Annotated in this window: 1 protein-coding gene and 1 pseudogene; both read left to right on the plus strand. The window is 57.6% G+C overall.

Annotation, left to right across the window (positions count from 1 at the left end):
* The coding region (locus tag DGA31_RS29380) for an RHS repeat-associated core domain-containing protein (RefSeq protein ID WP_161959252.1) at positions 1-975 on the plus strand (975 nt) is incomplete at its 5' end.
* Between the two features lie 323 nt (positions 976-1,298).
* A pseudogene (locus DGA31_RS29385) lies at positions 1,299-1,492 on the plus strand (fimbrial protein); the annotation flags it as partial.

A 1,492-nucleotide genomic window follows, 5' to 3' on the forward strand; every position in this document is an offset into this window, starting at 1 on the left:
AGCCTGAGCGGCTACAACGGCGAGATGCTCGACAGCGCCACGGGCTGGTACCTGCTGGGCAAGGGCTACCGGGCCTACGACCCGGCACTGATGCGCTTTCACAGCCCCGACAGCCTGAGCCCGTTCGGCAGCGGCGGCCTGAACCCCTACACTTACTGCCTGGGCAACCCCATCGCCCTGCACGACCCCACAGGCCACTTCGCTTCGAGCACCAGTAGCCGTACGCGCATCCGCCACGATGACGTGGGGCCGGAAGAGTCGAGAAGCGGAGGCAACTTTCCCTGGATGGCCGCGGCCATCGGCGCCGTTATGGTCGCCGTTTCGGTGGCGGCTGTGCTGAGGCTTGGGGGAGCAGCCTTTCCTGCAAGAGCGGCCGCGACTCCCAAAACAACCGCTGCAGTGGATGCCAGTGCAGCGGCGACCGTGGCCACAGCTGCGGAATCGACGGCAGGCGCCAGCGTTGCTGGCGGGGCTGCTACAGCGACAACGAGAGGCTCCACGGCATCCGTTGTAAGCGCTAGTGCTTCAAGTACCTCCTCTGCCTTGCCTGGCAACACGCTGAGCAGCCATGCGTCGCGAATAGCGGGTGTACAGTCTGCCGACATACCGCCTTCGGGCGTCGTCGGGAGTACCACATCGAGCAGTGCGGCAGCCCGGTATGGAAGTGGCAGATTTTTTCCCCAAGAATTAAATGTGCAAGGCTTAATGCGTCGGTTAACAAATGGGTTCCGTCGAACATCTCTACCTATGCCTGATGCACCTTCTGGTCGAACCAGCGCCTCATCAATCTCCGACTCGCTTCCTGACTCCCTGCCGGTAAGTCGCAGGTCATCAGTAGCCGAAAGCGCTGCAGGTTCGACAGGCTCCGCACATCCAGCCATTCCAGAAAATCCGGCTGATGCAGCGCCTGACCAGACAGTTCGTGGGCAGCAAGACTATTATCGTTACAGGGGCCAGGCAGAAAAACTGTTTTAATCAAGTCAGGGCCAAACACCTGCAACCCGGCATTGCCGACAACGGGTCAAGATCACCTGAGTATCAACGCCATAGGGATACTCAGGTGACCTGCCTGGTTAAAATTTACGATCAAAAACACCTGTAATAACGTCGCTATTACATATAGGAAAAATCCTACAGAATCTGCTGCCACTCTCCCCTCTTTTGCGCGTATCACAATGCTCCAGTGCCCTCTAGAATCCTGCCCCGTCATGACGTAGCACATAAACAACTTCCAACTAACATAATTAGTTACATCCATTGCTGACAATCAACTAATTACGCATTTACAAGGATTACTCGTGATCAAGCATTTCTCTGCCCTGGCCCTGGGGCTGGCGATTACTGCAGCCGGTACTTCGGCCTTCGCCACCACTGGCACCATCAACTTCGAAGGTCAGATCACCAGCACCACCTGCCCTATCGAAGTCGTCAACCCCGGCGATGGTTCGGTCGGCAACCTGGTAAAGATGGGGTCGGTCGAGGCCTCGCGCTT

The sequence above is a fragment of the Pseudomonas ovata genome (assembly GCF_003131185.1).
GTDB lineage: Bacteria > Pseudomonadota > Gammaproteobacteria > Pseudomonadales > Pseudomonadaceae > Aquipseudomonas > Aquipseudomonas ovata.